This window comes from Streptomyces sp. NPDC005070 (genome assembly GCF_053600395.1).
On sequence record NZ_JBSFZS010000101.1, the window covers coordinates 1 to 22,461 of the forward strand.

Annotated in this window: 19 protein-coding genes and 4 pseudogenes; 11 read left to right on the forward strand and 12 right to left on the reverse strand. The window is 66.0% G+C overall.

The window, feature by feature from the left end; genetic code table 11:
* Positions 1–557 (reverse strand): annotated as a pseudogene (locus ACWEBX_RS28070) (RNA-guided endonuclease TnpB family protein); the annotation flags it as partial.
* Between the two features lie 50 nt (positions 558–607).
* Between ACWEBX_RS28070 and tnpA the strand changes: the two are divergent.
* The 3 genes from tnpA (at position 608) to ACWEBX_RS28085 (ending at position 3,115) form a co-directional block, all read left to right on the forward strand.
* A complete protein-coding gene (tnpA, locus tag ACWEBX_RS28075; protein ID WP_451887586.1) occupies positions 608–1,033 on the forward strand; it encodes an IS200/IS605 family transposase in 426 nt (141 codons plus the stop codon).
* An 821-nt stretch (positions 1,034–1,854) separates the two neighbouring features.
* Positions 1,855–2,424, forward strand: a complete 570-nt coding sequence (locus tag ACWEBX_RS28080) for a DUF7660 family protein (protein ID WP_451887587.1) — start codon at positions 1,855–1,857, stop codon at positions 2,422–2,424.
* A gap of 280 nt (positions 2,425–2,704) precedes the next feature.
* The gene (locus ACWEBX_RS28085) at positions 2,705–3,115 is read left to right on the forward strand and encodes a hypothetical protein (RefSeq protein WP_451887588.1); all 411 of its coding nucleotides are present in this window, start codon (positions 2,705–2,707) and stop codon (positions 3,113–3,115) included.
* 215 nt (positions 3,116–3,330) lie between these two features.
* Here ACWEBX_RS28085 and ACWEBX_RS28090 read toward each other — a convergent pair whose 3' ends face one another.
* Entirely contained in the window at positions 3,331–3,684 is a 354-nt protein-coding gene (locus tag ACWEBX_RS28090; protein ID WP_451887609.1) for a hypothetical protein, read from the reverse strand.
* A 548-nt stretch (positions 3,685–4,232) separates the two neighbouring features.
* Between ACWEBX_RS28090 and ACWEBX_RS28095 the strand changes: the two genes are divergently transcribed.
* From ACWEBX_RS28095 to ACWEBX_RS28115, 5 genes and pseudogenes are all read left to right on the forward strand, one after another.
* Positions 4,233–4,616: a hypothetical protein gene (locus ACWEBX_RS28095; protein WP_451887589.1), complete on the forward strand. Its 384-nt coding sequence runs from the start codon at positions 4,233–4,235 to the stop codon at positions 4,614–4,616.
* A gap of 897 nt (positions 4,617–5,513) precedes the next feature.
* A complete protein-coding gene (locus tag ACWEBX_RS28100; RefSeq protein WP_451887590.1) occupies positions 5,514–5,861 on the forward strand; it encodes a hypothetical protein in 348 nt (115 codons plus the stop codon).
* Between the two features lie 163 nt (positions 5,862–6,024).
* On the forward strand, positions 6,025–7,389 hold the full coding sequence (locus tag ACWEBX_RS28105; RefSeq protein ID WP_451887591.1) for an IS701 family transposase: 1,365 nt from the start codon (positions 6,025–6,027) through the stop codon (positions 7,387–7,389).
* Between the two features lie 431 nt (positions 7,390–7,820).
* Positions 7,821–8,204: pseudogene (locus ACWEBX_RS28110) on the forward strand (radical SAM protein); the annotation flags it as partial.
* Positions 8,205–8,331: 127 nt separating this feature from the next.
* Positions 8,332–8,652 (forward strand): annotated as a pseudogene (locus ACWEBX_RS28115) (serine hydrolase domain-containing protein); the annotation flags it as partial.
* A 24-nt stretch (positions 8,653–8,676) separates the two neighbouring features.
* On the opposite strand, the gene ACWEBX_RS28120 reads toward ACWEBX_RS28115, so the two are convergent.
* From ACWEBX_RS28120 to ACWEBX_RS28135, 4 genes are all read right to left on the reverse strand, one after another.
* Positions 8,677–9,360 (reverse strand): hypothetical protein, encoded by a 684-nt coding sequence (locus tag ACWEBX_RS28120; protein ID WP_451887592.1) that lies wholly within the window; start codon positions 9,358–9,360, stop codon positions 8,677–8,679.
* A 92-nt stretch (positions 9,361–9,452) separates the two neighbouring features.
* Positions 9,453–9,893: a hypothetical protein gene (locus tag ACWEBX_RS28125; RefSeq protein ID WP_451887593.1), complete on the reverse strand. Its 441-nt coding sequence runs from the start codon at positions 9,891–9,893 to the stop codon at positions 9,453–9,455.
* 91 nt (positions 9,894–9,984) lie between these two features.
* Positions 9,985–10,728, reverse strand: a complete 744-nt coding sequence (locus ACWEBX_RS28130; RefSeq protein ID WP_451887594.1) for a DUF317 domain-containing protein — start codon at positions 10,726–10,728, stop codon at positions 9,985–9,987.
* A gap of 268 nt (positions 10,729–10,996) precedes the next feature.
* The gene (locus ACWEBX_RS28135; RefSeq protein ID WP_451887595.1) at positions 10,997–12,238 is read right to left on the reverse strand and encodes a hypothetical protein; all 1,242 of its coding nucleotides are present in this window, start codon (positions 12,236–12,238) and stop codon (positions 10,997–10,999) included.
* Between the two features lie 199 nt (positions 12,239–12,437).
* Between ACWEBX_RS28135 and ACWEBX_RS28140 the strand changes: the two genes are divergently transcribed.
* The 3 genes and pseudogenes from ACWEBX_RS28140 (at position 12,438) to ACWEBX_RS28150 (ending at position 13,606) form a co-directional block, all read left to right on the forward strand.
* Complete coding sequence (locus ACWEBX_RS28140) at positions 12,438–12,587, forward strand: hypothetical protein (protein WP_451887596.1); 150 nt, start codon at positions 12,438–12,440, stop codon at positions 12,585–12,587.
* A gap of 234 nt (positions 12,588–12,821) precedes the next feature.
* The gene (locus ACWEBX_RS28145) at positions 12,822–13,124 is read left to right on the forward strand and encodes a hypothetical protein (RefSeq protein WP_043244952.1); all 303 of its coding nucleotides are present in this window, start codon (positions 12,822–12,824) and stop codon (positions 13,122–13,124) included.
* A gap of 39 nt (positions 13,125–13,163) precedes the next feature.
* Positions 13,164–13,606: pseudogene (locus ACWEBX_RS28150) on the forward strand (hypothetical protein).
* 163 nt (positions 13,607–13,769) lie between these two features.
* Here ACWEBX_RS28150 and ACWEBX_RS28155 read toward each other — a convergent pair.
* From ACWEBX_RS28155 to ACWEBX_RS28180, 6 genes are all read right to left on the reverse strand, one after another.
* Positions 13,770–15,017 (reverse strand): hypothetical protein, encoded by a 1,248-nt coding sequence (locus tag ACWEBX_RS28155; protein WP_451887597.1) that lies wholly within the window; start codon positions 15,015–15,017, stop codon positions 13,770–13,772.
* Between the two features lie 606 nt (positions 15,018–15,623).
* Positions 15,624–16,610 carry a hypothetical protein gene (locus ACWEBX_RS28160; protein ID WP_451887598.1) on the reverse strand — a complete coding sequence of 329 codons (987 nt, stop codon included), beginning with the start codon at positions 16,608–16,610 and terminating at the stop codon, positions 15,624–15,626.
* Between the two features lie 323 nt (positions 16,611–16,933).
* Complete coding sequence (locus tag ACWEBX_RS28165) at positions 16,934–19,636, reverse strand: ATP/GTP-binding protein (RefSeq protein ID WP_451887599.1); 2,703 nt, start codon at positions 19,634–19,636, stop codon at positions 16,934–16,936.
* A 443-nt stretch (positions 19,637–20,079) separates the two neighbouring features.
* Positions 20,080–20,283: a hypothetical protein gene (locus tag ACWEBX_RS28170; RefSeq protein WP_451887600.1), complete on the reverse strand. Its 204-nt coding sequence runs from the start codon at positions 20,281–20,283 to the stop codon at positions 20,080–20,082.
* 660 nt (positions 20,284–20,943) lie between these two features.
* Positions 20,944–21,387: an ATP-binding protein gene (locus ACWEBX_RS28175; RefSeq protein WP_451887601.1), complete on the reverse strand. Its 444-nt coding sequence runs from the start codon at positions 21,385–21,387 to the stop codon at positions 20,944–20,946.
* Between the two features lie 289 nt (positions 21,388–21,676).
* The gene (locus ACWEBX_RS28180; protein WP_451887602.1) at positions 21,677–22,417 is read right to left on the reverse strand and encodes a GntR family transcriptional regulator; all 741 of its coding nucleotides are present in this window, start codon (positions 22,415–22,417) and stop codon (positions 21,677–21,679) included.
* Between the last annotated feature and the right edge of the window lie 44 nt (positions 22,418–22,461).

Here is a 22,461-nt window from a genome sequence, read left to right on the forward strand (position 1 = left end):
CCGAGGTCGACGCCGATGAAGCCGTCCGGCTCGTACTGCTCGGCCTCGGGCACGTCACAGGTGGCGACGAGGTAGAACACGCCGTCCCGCTCGACTAGGTCGGATTCGCCATGCCGGTGCGCCTGGAGCATCTGGAGCGCATCGGCGGAGCACACGAACGGCACGTTCCTGACCCGGCCGTCCATAGTCCAGATGGACACGGTCCGCTGGTCGTACTGCCAGCTCAGGCAGCGGTCGTCATACGGCTGGGCAGCCTCGGGCCGAAAGACGACCGGCTTGGACTCGGCCTTGCGGCGACGCCTGGAACCCTCCTTGCCGAGGTTCCCGGCCCGAATGTTGGCCTTGAGCGTGGTGTACGAGTCGCGCACCTTCTTGATGACATGCTGCGCGGCCTGCGCTCCCAGCCCCCGCGCTTTCAGCTCGGCGTAGGTGTGTTTGCGCAGCTCGTACTCACGCGGCACGCCGTGCCCGAATGCCACCTCCGACACCCAGTTCGCAGCGTCATTGACCGTGCGCAGGGTGCGCTCAAGCACGGAGGCCTGCACGGCATCCGGCATGAGTTTGACCTGTGTCCCGATCTTCACAAGCGTAATCGTAGCATTGCTCTATGTCACCACGCTGGGAACCGAACCCCGACATCCGCAGGGGCCGTAGCGTCGTCTACACCCTCCACGCGCACTTGGTCTTCACCCCCAAATACCGGCGCGGACCATTCACCGACGAGATCCTTCGGCGCTGTGAAGAGGTCATGCGTGACGTGTGCACCGACTTCGGCGCGGAACTGCGGGAGTTCAACGGCGAACGCGATCACGTCCACCTGCTCGTGCACTACCCGCCCAAGGTCGCCATCTCCCGACTCGTAGGCTCCCTCGGTGTCTCCGCCCGGCGCCTGCGGCAGGAGTTCCCCGGCCACATCCGCAAGTACCTGTGGGGTGAGCACTTCTGGTCGCCGTCCTACTTCGCCGCCTCGTGCGGGGGCGCCCCGCTCGCCGTCATCAAGGAGTACATCGAGAACCAGAAACGTCCCGGCTGAGGCCAACAGCGCAGACCCGCGCGGGCCCGCGCGGGTCAGAACAGCGTCAAGAAGCGCTTCCTCCCGGGCGTGAACGCCCGGGGTTCCGCGCTAGATCACGCTGAACCACGCCCGCTCCACGGTGTGTGGGCCGACGGCAGACGGGATGGGAGCCAGGGCGAGTTGTGGGTGATGTCAGGTCCACCTACCCCTTGGCGACATGCTGGCCAGCTGTTTTACTTCGCGCATGGTCACGGGGCTCTGCACGTTGGTCGGCTTGTTTATCGGGTCGCTTTTCTTGAGACGGCAAGCCCAGCGGACAGCTGCTCGGGTCGAGGCAGGGGAAGCACCTTTCTTCCAGGTCGGGGCCAACCTGCCGGACAAGGGGCGCCGATACAGCCTTGGCCTGGTACAGGCCGGGGGCGAGTTCCGATGGAAGCCCCGCTGGTCGTGGACACGGCTGCGTGAACTCCCGACAGATCTGCGCTATGTCCGCGCACGCAAAACGACCTCCCGCGAACGGTTGTGGCTCTCGCCCAGTCTGCTGGTGATCGAGTGTGAATCGTCTGCCGGGCCCGTACGGCTCTGGGCCCGCGTGGAGCACGTGGAGCACGTTGTGGAGATGATTCGGCGTACAAGTACCCCGAACTTGTCAAGCGCGCCGGATCCTGACATCAGCAGTTGACACCAACAGGGGTGAACAGCGGCGGTCGACGCTGGACCTCAGCGGACATACAGCCGAAGCACGAACTGGGTTGGGCAAGGCAGGAGTCTCTCCGTGATCGACCTGGTAAGGATGAGGCCACAGGTTCAAGTTCACGATCGCTGGGGGGACGCGACACATGGAGCACCACACCTGGCCGACCGGTGTCGGTGATCCAACACCAGAAGGCATACGACGAGCATGGTCGGCGACTGTCGCCGCGCTGCCGGTTGGCGCCGCCGTGACTGGAAAGGTCATTGGCCGCCGGCCCTTCGGTGTGTTCGTACAGATCGACGGCGTACCGGACGCGATGGGGCTGGCAGAGATCTTTGCCGCACCGCATGGAACCGTCCCGCCTCCTGTGGGGTTCGCGATCAGCGGAAACGTGATCTCACATGCTGATCACAACCACCAAGTCAGACTGCGCCTCACAGACTGGGGAGGCGAGCGCGCGCCAGTACCGCTGTGGCCCAACGAACGCGTTGCCAACCCCGAGGCCCTGAGCGGCTTTCTAAGGCGTCTGCGGCAGGACTTCGAGGCGAGCGGCGACCAGTGGGAGAACCGGACACTGGACAGTTTCCTGGAGGCTCTGGAAGCGTGGGTGGGTGACGCCCCGGGGTGGTACGCGAACCACGGCCAAGAGCTACCAGCCGGCGGTGACTGGACGTTCATGGCGCGAGCCCTGAGTGCGGCGCGGTCCTACGAGTAACGACGTGCCCCTTGCGTCCCCGATGAGGCAGCGGCCGACGGGAAACAGCGGGGAGTACGGGCGAACAGTCCAAGAACCCCCAGATCAGCGACTCACCAGGTCGGGCCGGATGCGCATACGCGATCTTCCAAACTGGTGCTCCCGGCCCTTGACGCTGGCGCTTGTCCTGGGCCATTAAGACTCCGCCGATCTCACCCCTGCCTCTTCACGCCACTCATCGGGCTCGCTCCGGACGAAACTCGGTTGCCGCTCCCCCCTCACAGCCAGTGATACTCCCCCCATGAGCAGATTCGCCCAGGTCATCGTGTTGGCCAATGATGAAGAGATCATGGAACCGCTGACCCGACCGGACGACGATCGTGAGTGGGCGGGCAGCTTCATCGATATCGGACATGGCATGTTCGGAGGCTGGGCCATTGAGTTCATACGACGAAGCGCATGGATCGGATTGCTGGAATTCCTGGAGTCGCTGCCCTGGACATCGCCATACTCCCTACAAGTGCTGATCCACGACGAGGAAGACGACTGCTTCGGCCTGTGGATGATGCACGATGGCCGACTAGTCGAGATACCCCTGCCGCGCACCCGCCGGGCCTTCTTGCCGAACTACCACACGGGCGAACTCGATCCGGACTGCCCTGGCCACCTGATACGCACAGACTGGCCCGGCGGCTGGCCCGAAGAGGGCTGACCTCTCGCCACATGCGACAGCACCCGCATGACGTAAGTGTGGGATTCAGCCGGAGTAGCCGCCAAAGAATCGCATCGAGAGGGCCAGTCCGTGCCACAACCGTGCCAGATGGGGCGGGGACTCACGGGGAACTGCGGCTTCCTGCGGGGGCCAAAGCCAGCGGGCACCGAAGTCCGCGTTCCGCAGGTCAGGCGCCAACTCGCCCCACCTCGCTCCTAAAGCGGTGATCGCTCGACCCAACGCTGAAAGCGTGCGCAGCCCACCAGTGCGCTGCCGTCTTCGGTGAAGTAGAACAGGAAGGTCCATTTCTGATCCACAGAATCGATCATCCCTCCGCGCACCGGCCGGCCATGCTCGCTGAGGAGCTGCACCATGCTTTCCAGCCCAAGAGGTTCGACTCCGTGCAGCCGCATGCGCCGAAGTCGGCGTGAAAAGACCCCGGCATGCTGCTCTGCGGGATGCGTCGTATCCCACACGTGGTAGGTGGCGCCGCTGCGGAGGGCGGCCAGCGCCGTCGCGGACGCCTCGTCGTCACCGGACAACAGCTTTTCCAGCACATGCCGTTCCATGGTCACCCCCACCGGGATCCTGCGGTACAGCAGCTTCGTACCGCAACCCCAGCAACCGCCCGCGCCCGGTAGCGTCCCTCCTGGACCTCGTAGCGGCCGGACTGGCCGTTGCTGACCGATCTGGCCATAGCTACGGATCAGAAGGCGTCGCCTGTGGGCCCTTGCTGGCGCGCCCACGCTCGCGCCGAAGCGAGGAAAGGGCATTGATTGCGTGCGATTCGGAGAACCTGGGCCGTGTATCGAAAGCAGGCTGCTAGCGACCTGTGGGGCATGTTCGAGAACCCGGTAGCTGCTCGTATCGCGGACCTGCGATGGTGTCTGTCATGGCTTCCGAACCGCGTACTGATCTTGCTCGCCACTTTGACCCAGGGGGTTGGCTGGCTCGGTTTGCGGGTCGGATGCTTGTGGTCTGTCCGCGATGCGGGGGCTGTGCTCTCGTGATCCCCCGGCCTGGCCTTTCTGATCACAGATACTTCAGCGAGCTCCTGTTCCAGCCACGTCGTCTGGCTTGTGGAGGGTGCGGTGCTGTCACCGGCTGGGAACCTGAGGTGCAGGGGGCTGGGCTGGTCGGCGCGATGCTGGGTGGTAGTGAGGACCCGTTCTTCCAGCGGCCTCTGTGGCTGCAGACCCGTTGCGCCGGTCACGTCTTGTGGGCCTACAACGAGGAGCACGTCGACGAGCTGTCCGCCTACATCGGGGCGCGATTGCGAGAGCGTGGTGGAGCCCGGCCGACGATGTCGATGTTCGCTCGGCTGCCGGCGTGGATGAAGGTGTCGGACAATCGCGCGGAGGTGCTGGCCGCTCTGGAGACGCTGCGGGTGCTGGCGAAACGGATGGCACCGGCTGACCGCTCCGACGCCGCGCACGAGCGCGGTGACCGTCCCCGAGCGCGCAGGAGTATGTACTTTCGGGGCGGCCCTTACGAGTCTTGAAGGCTTGGGTCACAGCCATTCGTTGATGGTTGCGATGCGGACGGTTGCCTCGTAGCGGACCGCGAGCTTGTCATACCGCGTGGCGACGGCCGGGTGTCTTTGAGGCGGTTGATCCCGCACTCGACCGCGTGGCGCTCGCGGTAGTCGGCCGGGGCGAAGTACGGCGGTCGGCCGCCGCGGGAGCCGAGCTCCTGTCGGTTGCGCGCCTGGTCGTTCTTGTCGGGGATGGTGCAGCGGATCCCGCGGCGGCGCAGATAGGCACGGTTCGCGCGGGAGGCCAGCGCCCTCGCACCGGAGCACCGCGTGTCACCATCGGGTGGGGCGCCTGCGCTCAGCAGCCCGGCACATGCAGTTTGGTGGGGGAATCGTGGCAGCACTGACCTAGGGCATCGTGGGCATCGGTGCCCTTTTCATCGTGGCCGCTGCATACTGGCGCCTCGTGGAGCAAGAGCGGGTAGGCCGCGGAGCAGATGCCTTCCGCTTCCGCTTCTTCCGGGTGTGGCTTCCCCTCATCATGGGTGTCGCAGCACTGGGCAAGCTCCCCCGAGCTCTCAGCGCCCCCTTCCCGGTCGTGGCCCTATGCGAAGTGCTGAGCCTCGCGCTGGCCGTCATCGTGGTTGGTCTGGGATGGGTGGCTGCCAGAATCCCCCGCCCGGGAGTCCGCACCACAACCGCACCAGACCCAGTAGGGCACAACGGGGAGTCACGGTGAAAACAACCAGCCCGCCAAGACCGCCGCCCAGCCGTACGCCCAGGTCATCGCCTCAACAAGCCCCACAGTGCCGCAGCTTCCCAAGCTGAGGGCTCGGCGTCGTAATCACGCGCGGGTCGTCCTGACTCGCTCTGTTCAGCGCCTGCCACTTCCCTTCACCATGGCCGGGACCGATCATGAGGCTCATGGTGTCCAGCATCGTCGTTCAGTACACCGAGCTCCTGCAGGCCGGCGAGTACGACCTCTGGGGCAGGTTGCGAGAGCTTCTGGAAGGTCAGGGGCTCGATCCGGACCGGACGGTTGTCGTCGACCTCCTGGCAGGTGGGCCGGACCACGAGGACGGGCAGGTCATCTCCGCGGACGGCAGGGTCTTCAAGTTCAGCCTCTTCTATGACCGGGAATTGGAGGATGGCGCCCAGAACGCCGTACTGCACGGCTGGACCGACATCACTGACCGCTGGCAGACCGGATCACGGGCCAAGCTCACCGAGGGCGCCTTCGCCTGGATGGCCCAGCTCAAAGAGCAAAGCTGATCCACCAGCGAGCGGAGGGCCTGGCGCCAGCTGCGTGTCTAACTGCGTGTCTAACTGCGTGTCTACCGGTAGTTCGTTAAATCCGGCGGTGGTGTGGGTTGACGGCGGGTCGGGTTGGTCGTAGGCCGGTGGTAGGAGTCAACTTCACTGCTGGGGGCTGAAGATGACCGCTCGCCGTCCGTGTCCGCCCGCGCCGGGGCCGTTGGAGGAGTACGCGGCCCGGTTCGACGACCTCTTCTTCAGCCTGGCCCAGCGGCGGGGGTTTCGCGAGTACCTGACCGGGCTGTTGGCGCCGCGGGAGCGGAACAAGACGATCACCTGTCTGGCCGGGGCGGAGCCGGTGGCGGGTGCGGGGATGCCGGGGGTGCAGCGGCTGCAGTTCTTCCTGTCCGAGTCCCCGTGGGAGTCGGAGCGGGTCAACGACCGGCGGCTTGAGCTGCTGCGCGAGCAACCGGCGACGGCTCCGCACGACGGCGGGGTCATCGTGATCGACGACTCCGGGGACCGCAAGGACGGCACGGCCACCGCGCACGTCGGTCGGCAGTGGCTGGGCCGGTTGGGCAAGACGGACAACGGCGTCGTCACGGTGACCACGGTGTGGACCGACGGGCGTGTCTACTACCCGCTGCACGCGACTCCTTATACCCCCGCCCACCACTTCGTCCGCGGCCGGACCGATCCGGCCTTCCGCACGAAACCGCAGCTGGCTGCTGTTCTCGCGGCCCGAGGCAAGGAGGCGGGCTTCGGCTGCCGGGCAGTGGTCGCCGACTGCGCCTACTCCGTCAGCGACACCTGGTACCTCGCACTTCGCGAGGCCGGCCTGGCCTACGTGGTCGCGCTCAAACCGCACCGCGGCACCTGGGCTCCGGCCGACCAGCCACACACGCCCATCGAAGCCGCCCACGCCCTGACCTGGAAGAATGCCAAGCATCCCGGCGACTGGACACCCGTGGAACGCCACTTCCGCGACGGTCACACCGAGACTTGGTGGGCCGCTGACGCCCGCCTGGGCGGCTACGGACCCGCCTCACCCTGCCGCCTGATCGTGGCCACCACCGACCCAGCCAGCTTGCCTGAAAAAGCCACCTGGTACCTGGCCACCAATCTGCCCCACCCCGAGGCACCCCACGCCGCCACCGGCCCGCACCCGCCGGCCGACCTCGCCGAGATCGTCCGCCTCTACGGTCTGCGGCCGTGGATCGAGCAGAGCTACAAGCAGATCAAGGACGAACTCGGCTGGGCCGACTTCCAAGTCCGCTCCGACCGCGCCATCCGCCGCCACCAGACCCTGGTCAACTGCGCCTTCTCCTTCTGCTGGGACCAGTGGTTCGCCCCACCCGGACCCCTGGATGCCACCGCGCCGGACCCCTGCCCCGACGTCGGGCCAGAGAGGGGGACCAGACATACCCCACCAGGCCCAACAGCCCTGCTGGCCCAGGGCTTTACGCGCCATCCGGTCCTGGCTCACCCCCGCCATCACCCTCACCCGATGGTGGCAAGCATGGACGGACACGGATCCACCCCATGAACTCCAGGCCCTGATCGACGCGGTCACCACCGGACACGGCATCGACCTCTACCGCCGGATTTAACGAACTACCGCTACTGACCTTTGAGGCGTGTTGTCGCCGGGGGCTGACGATGTGTGATCGTCGCGGTATGCCGGTTGTGTGAGATATCCGCAGGGTGGTGGGCTGACGCCTGACCGGCAGGCGTTTCGCGAGCGCATCCGGATGGAGGCCGCGGAGCGATTCGCTGGCACGGTTCCGACCACCTTGCACAGTCCCTCCCGGCATGACGGGATGCGGTGGCATCATGCTGTCGGTGACGTGCAAGATTCGCCTGTCCGCAGCTGGCGTTCACCTGTTCGACCGTGTCTCGGGGATGAACGTGCTGCTCGACGAGATTCCTGTTTCCGCTGAGTAGTTCTCCCCTGCTCCGCGGTACCTGTCCGTCGCGCTGACCAACGCCTGCGAACTCCGCTGCGCCTACTGCTACGCGCCCAAGCACGCCGCCGCACTCGGCAGGGAGCGTGTAGTCGCGTGGGCGGTCGAACTCGATGCTGCCGGGTGCCTCGGGGTCGGCTTTGGAGGAGGGGAACCGACCGCGTACCGAGGGTTCGCCCAGCTGTGTTCGGACATAGCCCGGTCCACGTCTATGGCGGTGACCTTCACGACCCATGGGCACCGGCTCACGCCCGAACTCGTCGATTCCCTGCGCGGGGCCGTTCACTTCGTCCGGCTGTCGGTCGACGGGGTCGGAGCCACCTACGAGCGGCTGCGCGGTCGACCGTTCGCGGCCGTGGTCCAGGCGGCCGGGTTGCTCGGCTCCCTCGCTCCGTTCGGCATCAACGCCGTCATCAATGCCGACACAGTCGGCGAACTAGATGACCTCGCCGAGTTCGCCGACAAGGTCGGCGCGTCAGAACTTCTGCTTCTGCCAGAGCAGCCAACTGCGACAACTCCCGGTACTCGCCGTCTTCCTGCGCTACATGCTCGACACCACGACCGTCCTGGCACACGCCGGGTTCGGACCGGCCTGGACGGCAGAATCGCTGACCGTCCAGACCGGAGCCCTGGAACCCGTACGCGGACTGTTCTGGCACCCCGCCCCCGGCACCAATACCGCCGACGACATCTGGGTCCATTACGGCTTCACCGGTACTGGCGTGTGGATCTCGCCCCGTCAACGGCGATGGGCAGTGCTCCTGACCAACAAGCTCTACTACACCCGCGACCGCCAACCCCTGACGGACATCCGCAACGTCTTCCGTGGGCTCGCCTTCAACTGAGGCGAAGGTGCGTGCCCAGCGAGCTCACCTCGCAGAGTGGGCCTTGTCGACAGCCCTCGCCAGATGGGCATCGACCAGGCCGGTTGAGCCAGAGACGACCACCAGGACGTTGCCGGTGCGGATCGCCGTCTGCTTGATGACGCTGCGGTGCCCGCCTGCGGAGACGGTGAGCAGTTGGCTCCACTGATCGTCGCCGAGGTCCGGCGCCGTCGACTTCCCGGTGGCCATGTCGACGACAGTGCTGCCGGACGCCACCTGGTAGGAGGGGCAGGAAAGCATCGCGTCGAAGACCTTCGAGATTCCCGTGGAGAGCTTCGCCGGGCTGTCGCTGTACAGCTCCTCGCTCACCTCGGAGGTGTTGCTGCCGGTGTAGGTGAAGGACGCCTTCGTCTTGCGAGCGAAATCGCGGCCAGAGGCGGTGGCCGCGTCGCTGCCGAGCTTTTCCAGTGCAGGGCAGCCGATCACGGTGACATCGTCGTTGCGGCGAGCGGTCTCTGGCTTGCGGGTGTAGCCCTCGCCCAGGTCGCTCTCGTTCAGCAGCCGCTGGTTCAGCGCTGCCGAGGACACTGGCGCGGACGCCGGAGCAGTGCCACCATCCGAACGTGCGGGCGCGGAGTCGGCGGGCGGAGTGTGGCTGGCGCAGCCGGTCAGAGCAAGGACAGTGAAGGCAGCGCTCAGGCCCAGGGTGATCGTGGTGGAACGGCGCATGCAAACCCCTTGGTGGTGCGAGACGGACGGTCTGACCGGGTCGGCCCTCTACGCGCCGACGAACGCAGGGCAGGGTGAGGGGTTTCGGGATCTCAGCGGCCGAGGTGCCGCAGACCGTCCGCGAGGGTGGGGTGGAAACGGTCGACCGCACCGGAGTTGCGGTTGTACCAGGCGGCATCCAAGCGCGGCTCGTTCGTCTCGTGGCCAGCCGGACAACGCAGCCATACCGAGCCGTCACGCATGTTGAAGACGATCCAGTTCCGGTACGCACCGCAGTGACACGCGTGGACTTCGCCGTCGATGACGAGCGGCAGGTCCCAGCGCATCATGAAGCCCGAGACGTCCTGGCGGGTCGGTGCCCGGAACTCCGGCGGCAGGAAGTCGGGCAGCACCGTGGCGTCGGTCGGCGCGGCCGGGGTCGGCGTAGCGGCCGGGACGGGAGCCTCGGGCCACTCGGCGTGCCTGGCCAGCAGCGCCTGGCCGGCACGCTGGGCATCACGGAACTCTCGGTCCGCTCGGTTGCGTCGGAACATGCAGAGGCTCCTTCTGTCACTGATGGACACGGGAAAACGGATCTCTCAAAGGGAGTCGGCGTCGAGCAGCGCAAGCCACTCCAGGCACCGATCAACTACGGCGCACTATCCGAAGTCGGCCGTTTGCGCCCTCGGGCAACGTGCGGCGGGGCACCGGGACCGGCGAAGCGAGCGGGGAGGCGAACGCCGCGACCAAGTCACGGGGGACGCTGGCGCTGAAGCTGGCACACCACAAATACGGAGCGCCGAGGACGGGTTCCGCCCACGCCTGCCAACCCATCAAATTGGGGCGCGGATCGCCATCCTGGACGAGCGACGGCAGCATCTCCAGCGAGACGCTGCAGGAGAAGCCAGGGTCGGTAGCGGTGGAACGAGGCCGATCCACGTCACGGATCCAGCCCTGGGCAGTAAGGGCGTCGAGGACACACTCGTGACCTTCAGGGCCGTCGTAAGACGCAGGACGCGTGCCAAGCGCGACGAGGAGATCAGCGAGCACCTCGAACGGGACGCCGGCGGTGAAGTACGCGTTCCAGGCCGTCATCGCCGAGGCGACGTCAGGGCGAGCGCTGAGCTGCCAGGCCACCGGCAAGCCGCCCAGCTCGAACGGGTAGGCCGCGAGAATCCACTCAGCACCGCACAGCCCGTCCGGGCTCACATACAGCAGGGTGTTGCGGGCAGTCGGCCACATCCGCCAGCCGAGGCCGACCAGGGTCTCACCGATCCGCTCGGCGAGGGCGCCGTCATCACCAGCCAAGTGGCGCGGAGTGACCCAGTACACCGGGTCGTGTGCGTCGGAGCGGAAGGGGTCGTCGGGGTGGTGCGGGTGCAGGGGCATCTCCGTAGGCTCAGCGGATGGATCTTCTAGCCGGGCGTCGTACGTTGACATGGGTTGCGCCCGTGCACCAGACCTTTCGAGATCTGTCCTGTCTGCCCCAAGCGAACTGCTGTCCGTTGACAGTGTGGGATCTCAAATTCCGTGTCGGAATCTCACGGTCGGTGTCGGGTGGAAGTCGGATCCGACACCATGCTGAGATTCGCAGGTCGCAGTAGGCAAGAGAGAGCGCAGTCAGTGGGTTGCTGCTTCTCTACGCTGGTGCCCACGTTCACTCGTTGGGGGACTCCGTTGCCAGCGGGATGCCGCACTGCAGGCAGCCGTTCGCGTGGTCGTCCCGGCAGACGTAGCCGATGGCACCATCCACGCACCATTCGGCGGCCTCCTCGGACAGCAGGTCGGGCCCGGCATGGAGCAGCTGACGAAGTTCCGTGGTGTCCGCAATGTCGACCGGGCGGTTGGTGAACCACTCATCGAACCAAGGCTTGTCTCGGTGCACGTGCCAGTGCGCATTCTCCCGGTCGTCGACAGCCGTAGTGAACCGATCGACGATGCGCCCCCAACTCGGTGTTCCGAACCAGCCGTTGTCGGACACGCAGAAGAATTCGATCAGGGTTCGCAGGCCGAACGTCTTCTCGCGAAGGCAGTACGCTCGCCCCCAAGCGATCGCGTCCTGTGCCATCTCCGCGAGTTCTTCGCGCGGATCAGCCTCGTGCGCCGGGTCGTCAGGATTGTGGCAGGCCAGCCCGAGCTCGAGAACAGACTGCCCGGTCGGTAGAACCCGGGACGGGTTGACGATCGCGAGACCGAGACCGATCCAGTCGACATGGTCGAACGACAGCATCGAGCGCACGAGTCGGGTGGTTGCCGTGTTGATCCGCATCATTGTGCCGTCGTGGAGCGGACTCTTCCCGGCATGCCAGTTCTCGATGGGGGTGTTGCGCCACACCGCGAGCGTGATGCGGGTGGCAGCGAGCCACAGCAGGGCGTCGTCGTCGAGGTGCCCGAACCGCTTGGCGCACTCCTGGGCGCCGTAGGTGATCAACTCTTCCGGTTTCGGCCACCTGTGGCTGTCAGGCCCTTCAGGCGCGTACTCGTAGTCGCCGGCGTACTCGTCGAGGATCGCGCTCAACTCGGCAGCGCTGTAAGCCTCGCTGTACTCGGAGCCGTCCGGCCCCTCGACGGTGTACATGTCGTGGCGCCATGACACATACACGTCGTCCCAGAGCACGACGTCGTCGCACTCGATGGCGTTATCCGCCACAACCGGCCTGATGGTGATCGGCGCAGTACGCCCGTCGGTTCGCTCGCCGTCCTTCTCGGCGGCCCATGCGGTGATGACCCCGAGCGGCTTCGGAAGGAGAGGACCGACCTCGGTGATGCTGAACGGCTCGTCGTCGTCATCGGTGTCGAACCGGCTGTTGACGAACGCGACCGCCTCGGAGGGCGTGCTGACGATGGACTGGCTACCACTCTCGTTGTCAACCACTCGCCACAACGGGCTGTTCTTCACGATGCTCTCCGATTGCGGTGAGTGCACCCGGGGCGGGTGCGATGCGCCGGGTCGCTCGGCACTGACTCCAATTATGGGCTGATCAACCCATCCGTAGTCCCGAAGGCGCTTGTCGGCGACAACGTTCGGTACGTTCGCGTGCAACCTGCTTTTCGCGACTGCGGCAACACAGCAGAGTCCCACAGCGGAGGAGGCGAAGATGGCGCTGAACAAGAAGGGTTCCCGGCGCATAACCGTTGACGGGATCGAGTACCGCTGGCGGATCCGCAGGAAGCCCTCCTACATGCAGGGCCTCTGCTGGACACCGCTGACCTATGCGGTTGAAGCGGCCAGCCGGGCACGACCTTGATCGTCACCAGCGGTCAGGCCCATCCCAGCAACTGGGTGGGCGTCGAGGCGGAGCCCATTCGTCCGGCTCACGTTGTTGCCAGCATTCGAGAGGCACGGGATCAAGGCTGGGATCCAACCCGGGTCGGTTCTCCTTTCCAGCTCGACCGATCCGCAGGATTCATCGCCCAGTCATGTGACAGAGCGGAGTAGGGCGGCGCCTCTGGCCCGGCATCATGGCCCGGTGACCACATGGATGCGCTGCTACTGGGACGAGGAAGACATCTGGTTCTACTTCGAGGTCGACGCCGAAGGCTGGGTGATCCGGCAGGTCGAACTCGAAGGGCCAGAGCTGATCCCAATCGCAGCTGCTTCCCTCGCCGAGTGGCAGCGGGCCCGCGACGCAGGCCGCCTCGGTGATTACGACAGCAGATTCGGGATCACCGCCGAGCTGCCCGTCTCGGAATGGGAAGGCCACGACCCCGAACAACTCACCTTCGAGGAGTTCGAGGACGTCTGGGGCCCTGCCCGTCAGCAGATCGCATCCCGGCCCAGCTGACCTCTCGGCGCCGCACTGGCTTCTTGGCATCATCGCGACATGACCCCGACCCATCCCCGCACCGTCCGAGCCGTCGACACCGCTCAGCTCCTGGACCTGGCCCAGGAGGCCGCCATGCATGGCTTCAGCCAGCGGCTCCCGGTCGACTGGCTACGAGAGCACCTCGCCGCAGAAGCGACGCACTACCTGTTCCCGACACTCGTGCAGCGGCTCACGCACCGTCCCGAAGTGCCGCTGCAGTGGAGGTACCAGCAACTGCTGACCGTCAGCACCGGCGAGCAGATCTGGGGTCTCCTCGATGTCCTTCCCGACACCTTCGACAAGATCCCGGGCCCTTGGACACGGCGTCCAAGAAGGACATCGTCAACCGCATCAAGCAAGCAGTGAAGGTGCGGAAGTGGATGGAACGGACGGCCGCCGATGCAGGCTCATTAGGTCCGGCGCAGCCGGCTGGGCAGTCTGAGGAAATGACATCGATCTGAGACAGCCGCCTGCCGACACGTCGTGAGACTGGAGGGGAACGTCCAGGTCATAGCGCCGGCCCCTGACATCGAAAGTGAGAACCTACAGACAGCATGGGCAGTCCGCTGCCGGTCTGTGACCTTGGCGGACTAATTTGGTTGGCAAGAAGCTCCCCTGGCTGGCCTAGGTCGTCACCGACCACGGGGAGTTTGGCAGGTTCGCTGCGAACCACTCGTCAGCCAATGCCAACACCCGGTCAATATGCACGGCATCGAAGAACTCGAAGCCCATCACCGGTCTGATGCCCTGATCTGCCAGTCCGCTCAGGACGTGCCGCTCGACGTTGAGGGCTGCGCCGATGGGCAGGTCCGTTATGAGCCTTCGGACTTGATCCAGACTGTGCTGGCTGCGGTGGGTGTCTAGCCGCCCTCGGCCGTCACCCGAGGAGATTCCGGGCTTCACCATGGCCTCGCCGACCACCACGTAGTACACAGTTGGTTCGGGGCGAATGCCCGCTCCCGCGCATCGAACACACAACAACGCGCGCTTCAATCCGTTGTTGATGCTCACCGAGGTCAGGTGCCCGGCAACGCAGCAGAGGCGCACGGTCTGGAGAACCCGGTCTGACACGGCATCCAGGATCATCGCGTTCTCTTCGCGAGCGCGACGTCTGAACTCAACGAGCTTGGGCGTCTGAGAGATGCTCGCACACGTAACGCAAGGGCCTTCCGCACCGCCGGCACCTGGAGTGAATCCGTAGCCGCCCTTCCACAGGGGGGTCGGTGAAGCCATTGCGGTGATCGACGCGTACTCAGGCCAAAGTCGTTTCACTGCGGAAGCGGTGAGGGTGAAGTCACGCCAGGTGTGACCGTATGCAAGCCCGTAGTCTGGCTCGCGCCTAGGGGTTCGTGGATCCATCGCGGTGATGGTGAACTCGTGCCCCTGGAGGCAGCAAACCTTCTTCGTCGGATACCCGTTGGAGGATGCGGCGTCGGCCAGGATTCGGAGATCAGCCTCGACGGCGTAGGCAGCGAACGATGCGCGGGCAGCTTCCTCCCACTGCTTCCGCGCGCAGTGCTCGCACTCCTCTAGCGCCATAGAGAAGGCTGCCAGCTGCGGATTTCCCGGCACTGCCATGTGCTCCATCCCCGCTTCCAGATGGAACACCTGTCCCTCAGGTGCCTGGAGAATCGTGCTGCCGAGCTTGGGATGCAGTGCGGTGATGGGTGTCACCTGAATCGTATGCCCAGCGTCGCAGGACAGCGTCACGTGGTCCCGGACGCCGTTCGGCTCGCTCCGTACCGCCCAGCCCAGTTCGTATGCCTGCGTGGTGAAGAGCGCCATGACGGCCGCCTCGGCGCGAGCATGCAGCCGGCCGGAGCGCATAGCGTCCTCTGGCGAGAGCGTGGCGGTCTGTGTGTCGTCACTCATGTAGTCCCCCATCTCAACAGGCGCATCGGCTGAGCGAGCGTCTCGACAGGGCGAGGGTCGCATGGCGCACTGACAGCGGGCTCAGGTGCTCGCCCGGTTCGTAGACGCTGCCGACACACGGACCGCGCGGGGGCCCACCCTGGATCGGCAACGGGCTGTGGTTAACATCCTCGCCGAGGTGAAAGTTCAGTAGGGCGAGAAGGCGAAGCGGCGGAATTCGCTGTCAAACGCCTCGATTGGACGACGAAGGGCACCTGCCTGCGGGGGCGGCGTCCCCACCGTTCCGCCAGTCGTCCGCTGTCATCGAAGAGAGGCGTTTGACAGCGAACCTAGTCGCGAAGGGCCCTCGCCACGTTTCAGAGTGGTCATCGCTTCCGGCGGTGGCGAAGGAAGACGGCAGCGAGATCTGGCAGTTCCCTGGTGACGGCGACGATGTCGGTCCGATCAGCGCGGCTCAGGGCGACAAGACAGACGACTGTGGCGCAGATGAGGCCGAGTAGGAGTGCGAGCGGAAGGAATAGCCACACTTCGATAGGCACGATTGGTCTCCACGGTTGGTGGGCCGCAGGGTGTCCCCTGCGGATGACGGGCAGGTCGGGGAAGAAATCACCGTGCCCGTGCGGCCGCCCAGCCTTGGGTGGAATCGGTCGTGGCGCGAGCTGCCGCGCGACGTTCTTCGGCCCGGACGGCGAGACGACGGGTCTTGCGACGGACTCGTTCACCGAACGCAGTCGGGTCAGAGGCGCCGGCGTGGGCAGCGGCCTCAGTCCAAGTTGCGCCGTCACCCGCAGCCAAGGCGACTACGACCAGACGTTCCTCAGACGTCAGGTGCTGCACGATTCGTAGGAGACGGTCATCGTGGATGGCCAAGCCGAGGCAGGCGTCGGACAGGTTGGCCCGGTCGGCGACGAGGTCATAGAGGCACAGGCCGTCGCCGAGCGGTGCGTCCAGGAGTAGCAGTCGGGAACGCCGGACGCGGCGGCGCCACAAAGGGACGAGTTGGCGGTGGATCGTGTGCGCCTCGGCGCGCAGCTGGCCAAGGGCCTCTGGTGGCAGACATCCGCGCTCGTCCAGTGGCCTGGTCCAGTCACCCATCAGGGCGGTGGAGACCGCCTCGCACCAGCGTGTACTCCGGTTCACCCCCAGAACGCGGGCAGCGAAGTTCTCTACATTGTCCTGCCGATTCTGGAGCGCGTCGGCGCGTGCCTCCAGCGCCGCCATCAGGTCGGGTACGGGCCCTTCGGTGTCCTTGACCCAGTCCGTGTTGTAGCGGGCGTCCTCGCCAGCACGCAGCCGCACTGTGACGCCTGGGAGGGCGATAGGTGACTCGGGTTCCAGGGCGGCCATGACGGCGTCCACCGCGGGCTCCCGGATGATGTCTCGCTGATGGCGCTGTACGAGACCGCCGTCGTCAGTCTCGTACAGGAAGGCCCCCACAGGGAGGCCCGTCTCCTTGTGGATTCCGCCTGAGGTCGCGCGGACGCGAACTTCGTGGCTCTGGACGTACCACATCGGAGGGATCGGTGGGAGTACCGGCTTGTTGAGGACAGATGCGGACGACGTAGCGGTGGTGGAGAGATCGAGATCAGGCACGGTGGGCTCCTGGGGTCGGTTCAGCAGCTTCACCTCTTCGGTCCCGGCAGATGCCCTGAGCGGCAATAAATTTGGGACGGATTCTGCAGACGGTCGTTGGTCCATCACACGGTAGTTGCGGGCCGAGAGAGTCGCCGGCGATTCAAGGATGTGCTCTCGCTCTCCGCGCCGCCGGGCGGAACCGCCGCCTGATTAGGCGGCGCACGCCGTTCACCCTGCACGACTGGGTTCTGTGTCAACCGCATTGATTGGTTGGCGAAGGACAACTGCGGCTTCCCGCAGTCCACTTGAAGCGTCCGACGGCTACCGAGTCGTATGCCTGGTTACAGTGTTCCGGTGGCCGACCGTGACGCGAGCAGAGCGCGTCGGTCGATGATCACGCTGCGCCAGCGTTGGCGTACTGTCTGCTGCTCGTCGAGCCACCGTGCGCTGGAGGGTTCGTCGAGGGGGAGATCGGCCATGAAGTGGGCGATGTCGACGTAGTAGGCGTAGTAGCCCTCACGGGTCAACTCACGGAGTCGGCTGATTCTGGAAGCGACGCCCGCCTGGTCGTCTCGGATGGCGTGGTGGAAGGCGCGTGCCAACTCGAGCTTGGCCTGGACGAAGAGCAGCCCCGAAGTGCTGATCTCTGCGCTCAGCACTTGGGCCCGGTCTTCAACTCCCGTGTCTGTTCCGGCGTCGCGCAGGAATGCCGCGATCCGTACGTCCAGAGTCGCGGCGCGCAGGTCGACTTGGGCCAGGAGGTGTTCGCCGAGGTCGATCTCATCATCGATGGTGGGTTCGGTCGTGAACGCGAGGGTGAAGGCCCGCATCGCCTGCGACATGGCTGCCTCACCGCTCTTGCCATGCGCCTCGCCCTCCGCGCGGGCAGCCCCGAAAGCCTCTGCAGCCGAGGCCATGTCGCCCTGCACCCATCGCACGTCGCCCACGACGCGATGGTGCCGACCCGCCCAGCCCAAGTGTTCAGCGGCCTCAAGAGTGGCTGGGAAGTCACCAGCAAGCCGGGAGAGATGGGCGAGCCCGCGGCGGGCGTTCGCTGCGAGACGTCCACCACCTGCGGCGACCAGCTGCATCCCCTGGCGGGATCCCTCTGTGTGCCCGAGGTCGCGCTGTGCCTTGGCTCGGTAGTAGATGGCCACCTCGTGCAGTTCCGCAGGCAGCAACCCAGTGTCAGCGACTGCGACCAGGCGCTGCACGGTGCGGGCGCGGTTCTCGTGCTGTCGGCGGGCGAGCGCACTGAGCAACTCCACCAGCACGTCGGCGGCTGTGGCCGTGACGCCCTCCTCTTCAGGGCTGGCGGCCAGGTCGAGCGGTTCCCATACGGAGTCGCCGATGTACGTCCAGGCAGCCTCGATAAGCCAGCCGAGGTCGAGGCGGTAGTCGCGGGCAATGGCCAGTCCTTGGCGCAAGCAGCCCACGAGGAGCAGGCGATCGCGGTCCGAGCCGCTACTCCACTGCTCTCCGAGGGCGGCGAAGGCCCGGACGGCGGCCTGCTGCCAGTCGGCGGGAGACCAGCGGTCGTCGGTCTGGTCGTCGGCGCCCCGGATCGTCGCGCGGATGAGGGCGTGCAGGTGGAAGGGCCACAGTCCGAAAGGCGTCTCTCGTACGAAGGGACGCTCGACGAGCCTAAGGGCTGGCGCTTCTTGAGGCAGACCAGCGGCCCGGGTCGCCAGAGCCACGTCGAAGGAGGAGAAGAGGCTGGCGGAGCGCAGGACATGGCGCTCGGGGGCGGTGAGGTCGGAGAGAGTGCGGGCGATCAGCGCGGGGAAGTCATGGTCGAAGTCGGTCGGCTGTGGAGTGTGCCCGTTGCGTCGAAGCTCCAGGAACCTCATCACGGAAAGGTCCAGGTACAACGGCAAGCCGTGCGAGCGCTGCCCGATCACCCTACGGATGGCATCGCCGATGAGGGGGCGGCCATTCGCGGAGAGGCGGCGGGCAAGGTAGTCGTCGCAGTCCTCCAAGGAGAAGTCACCGATCAGCATCTGCCGTTCACGGCTACGGGCAGAGGGCTCGGTGCGCGCCTGGGGGATGTCGTGGGCAACGAGGCCGGGCCAGGCGGCGGGGCCGGTGAAATCGAGCTGCCCCTGAAGGGCTTCGTCGGCCCACTGCAGACGGGAGCGGCCGGTGATGACGAAGAAGGCATTGGGCATCAGCCACACGAGGCGCTGCAGGAGGCGTTCGAAGTCCCGATGGGTGCGGTCCCCGATCTCCTCGAAACCATCAAGCAAGATCACCGGCGTGACCTTCTTCGCGGCGGGTATCCGGGCAAGCTCCCAAGCGAGCAGATGCGGGTAGTAGGACAGGGAGTCCAGATCCGGTTCACCCTCCAGGAGATCGGCTAGGCGCACGCAGCCGGCGAGCGCCCGCACGGTCTGCCGACGCTCGCGCAGCGCTCCCACGAGCGCCCCGGTCACCTGCCCGATCGCAGAGCCCACCGTGCCCGGCAGCAGCAGGGCCTGGGCGACGTCAGCGAGCGCGGACTGCATCTGCTGTGGCAGCGCCTTGCCGAACCGGGCGGCCAGGCCGCCTCGGTTGAGGAAGTCCTCCAGCGGATCCCCCGGGTGCTGCTGCTCCCAGTAGCGACGTAACGCCAAGTCGAAGGCGGGCAGAGGCCGACCGATCGCGGCCAGCGCGAGGCGCACACTGAGCACGACCTTCTCGAAGTCGGGATTCGCGGAGCGCGCGAGGTCGATCCGTATGGGCAGGAGCCGCGCTCCACCCCAAACGGGGGCACCCCATTGAGCGGGGCGCTGCCCCGGGTCGGCGAGGGACGCCTCGAACTTGCGCGACAGCGTGGACTTCCCGATGCCACCGATCCCGTGGAAGACGACCACATTGTCCCGAGCGGCCTCCAGGTCCTCAGGAGCAAAGGTAGAGCTGTTGACATGCCGTAGGTGCTCGGTGAGCGCAGCCACCACAAACCCCCACTGCGCCTGCCGGTTCGTGAACGCCTCCGCAGTCCCAAGCGTGCGGTCGTTCGTACTGAACAGCGCTCGCAGATCCCGACCTGCCACACCAGCCCCCACCGAAGATCACCTGGCTGCCAATTTATGCCCCGCCCCAGTCCTGTTGGGGAAGCATCCCCGAAAACGGCCGCGCCCGCACTAGCGCGAACTACTACCAGGCATGAGTGGGGCGGGGACACCGGCAGACAGCCAGGCAAACTTGCTTGCGCAATGCAGGCCACAGCCAAGACTCCGAGGTGGGCGCCCGGCACAGCACCCCGCGCTGGGAGAAGTCTGGGAGATGATCTTCCGCCGGAGACCAACCGAGACCCTGCCGCACCACGTCAGACCGACGCTCTGACCTGCATGTTTACGAGATCCGCAGAGGTGGATCACGCCCGAACCTCATTCGGGACCAAGAGGTCATGGGTTCAAATCCCGCCACCCCGACACAGGTCAGAGGCCCATTCGCGTGATCGCGAATGGGCCTCTGTCGTGCGTACAGCAACGGAGTACAGCAACCGCTATGACTCTTGCTGGCCGTCCTCGGCCGACGGCCCCTCCGCTCGTTCGTGCTGCTTGCGCTTCGCCTTCTTTTCCTTCTTCTGCTTGCTGCCGCCGCCCAGCGCCTTCCCGAGCTTGCGGAGCGCCCGGCGGGTCTCGGCAGAGGGCACGTGCGTATGGGCCTCCATCGTGACCGCGATCTCCGAGCGGCGAAGGATCTGCATCGCGATCCGAGGGGGCCGCCAGGAGCGAGGCACAGGTGTGGCGGGTGTCGTGGACACGGATACGGCGGACGCCAGCGCGCTGGCAGCGGCGGTCGAACTCGCGGGTGAAGTTCCTCGGCTCGACCGGGGTGCCGTAGCGAGTGGTGATGACGAAGTCTGATTCTGTCCACAGCTCCTCGGCCCGCTCCTTCGCAGCCTGCTGCTCATTCTGCCGGAGCCGGAGGGCGGTCAGGCAGATGTCGGGGAGCGGGAACACCGCCTCCGACGCCTCCGTCTTGGCCGTGTCGGTGTGCAGCAGCCACCGGCGGACCCGCTGTAGCTGGTGGCGGATGTGCAACTCCCCGTGTCAAGGTTCACATCCGACCAAGTGAGGCCAAGGACCTCTCCCTTGCGCAAGCCAAGAACGAGAACCAGGACGTATGCGGAGCAGAGGTAGTCCCGCCAGATCTGAGCGTTCTCCAGGAACGTGCACGCTTCCTCCACCGACCACGGTTCGGGCCGCTTCCGCCGGGCCCGCTGGACCTTGACGAGCTGGGCGACGTTCTTCGGGATGCGCTCCTCGGCCATGGCTTTCCGCAAAGTCAACCTGTCAGCCGGCCTACTCACGTGAGTGGGTACTGAACAGCCGCGGACACGCAGGCGCCACAGGTCGGGGTCGACTCACGGCTTCCACGCTTCGTCGATCTGGAACCACACGACGGTTCCACCGAAGCGGCTGGGGCCGGCGGCCCAGGAGTCCGCCAGCGCGTTCACCAGGCAGAGCCCGCGGCCGTGCGCATCGTTGGCTCGGGGACTTCGGAGCCGGACATCCGCCGGAAAGCCCGGGTTGTGGACGTCCACCCGCAGGGACTCCCCCAGGCGCGACCACTCGACCCGGACCCGCCACGGTTCTTCGGCCTCCCCGTAAAGGATCGCGTTCGTCACCAGTTCGGAGAGCATCAGGACGCAGTCATCGATCGGGCAGGCCAGGTTGTACGGGGCGGTGAACTTCCGGAACCATCGCCTGGCCCAAGCTACGGACTCAGGCACGGGATAGAGGGTCATACCCCCGATCGGCGATGGTCCGGCTACCGCGGCTTCGGACTCTTCACGCGCATCCGCCATGAGCGCCACTACTCCCTACCGGTGCCGTCACAGTCGAGACAGCGCCGCTTGGACGTAGCACGGACGCGAGCATCAGCGCCGGAGAGTGCCAGGGCAGAGCGGGAGCCGACGTGCTTCCACCCTCGCCCCCGGCATCCACGGCAGACCACTTCCCGCGAGACGTGCCGTAACTCCCCGCACTCCTGGCTCACGTCCGTGCCCCTTCCGGTCAAGTGGCCTTAGCCACTTACTGGATAGTGGCATTAGCCACTCGGAGCCACAAGCGGTTCTCGGAGAGAAGGCTGATTTTCTAGCTGATCGGGTAGCCCTGCTCGAACGCCCAACGCCCGGGCGGGTACGTGGCCTCGGCGAACTCCAGAGGCCGATCCTGCAGGTCATAGACCACGTGATGAACGATCAGGACGGCTGCTCCGGACTCAAGTTCAAGGTCAGCAGCCTCATCATCCGTCGCCACCCGGGCGCACATCCGGTCTTCGGCGTAGCTCCCCTGCCGACCCGTGACGCTCTCGACGTACATGAGCGTCCCCTCCTGGATCCGGTCAGGATCACAGAGCTTGGGCGCCCGCTCGCCGACATCGGCAGCGAACCACGAGGTTGAGATGGTGATGGGGCCCGACTCGTTCTTGGTGACCCGTCGACGATGAACAGCTCGGGTTCCAGACGCCAGACTCAGCGCCTCGGCCACGTAGTTGGGGGCTTCCAGCCAGCCGGCGGACGTGATGACCGCGTACTCGCCCGGCGTGTAGATCTTGCCGGTCTGCTTGGCGCGACCGTAGAGCTCCCTGGCACGCCGATTCACGGCAAGGCCCCGCACGTAAGTACCCGAACCCTGGCGCTTCTCCACCAGACCTTGGTGACTCAGAGCCTCCAGCGACCGAGCAGCCGTAGGGCGGGAAACGTTCCAGTCTGCGGCCAGTTGACGTTCCGACGGAACCTCATCGCCAGGCCTCAAGTCGCCTCGCAAGATCTGATCGCGGATGTGGTGGGCGATCTGGAGGTACTTGGGCTGGGTCTCTTCGATCTGCGGCATCGGAGCCCCTCCCTAAGTGGCTATGACCAGTAGCCACTATAGGG